The sequence below is a fragment of the Sulfitobacter sp. HI0027 genome, assembly GCF_001634775.1.
GTDB lineage: Bacteria > Pseudomonadota > Alphaproteobacteria > Rhodobacterales > Rhodobacteraceae > Sulfitobacter.
In genome coordinates this window covers 1-344 of sequence record NZ_LWER01000392.1, presented here as the reverse complement: position 1 = coordinate 344, position 344 = coordinate 1, and the positions used below count along the sequence as shown (strand labels likewise).

Sequence of the window (344 nt, the reverse complement as noted above, 5' to 3'; positions counted from 1 at the left end):
TCTTCAGAAAATAGAACCCGGGCTACCGCCCGTATGGGTCGGTAGCTCAGGTGGTTAGAGCGCACGCCTGATAAGCGTGAGGTCGGAGGTTCAAGTCCTCCTCGACCCACCATCGCATCTGCAGTGCAGAAGCCTTTTGGGGCCTTAGCTCAGCTGGGAGAGCGCCTGATTTGCATTCAGGAGGTCAGGAGTTCGATCCTCCTAGGCTCCACCATGAATTCTCTTGTCGCCTCTGGTCTGAACGGATTAGAAGAGGGCATGAAGATTTGTGCGATCACAATGGTTTACCGCGATTACTGGGCGTTGTCACAATGGTACGCCCATTATTCACGGCACCTCGGTTC

2 tRNA genes are annotated in these 344 nt (G+C 54.4%); both read left to right on the top strand.

Features of this window, described 5'->3' with window-relative positions:
* The first annotated feature begins 35 nt into the window (after positions 1 to 35).
* Positions 36 to 112: transfer RNA gene (locus A3722_RS18015), tRNA-Ile, on the top strand.
* A 26-nt stretch (positions 113 to 138) separates the two neighbouring features.
* Positions 139 to 214, top strand: a tRNA-Ala gene (locus tag A3722_RS18010).
* Positions 215 to 344 lie beyond the last annotated feature (130 nt).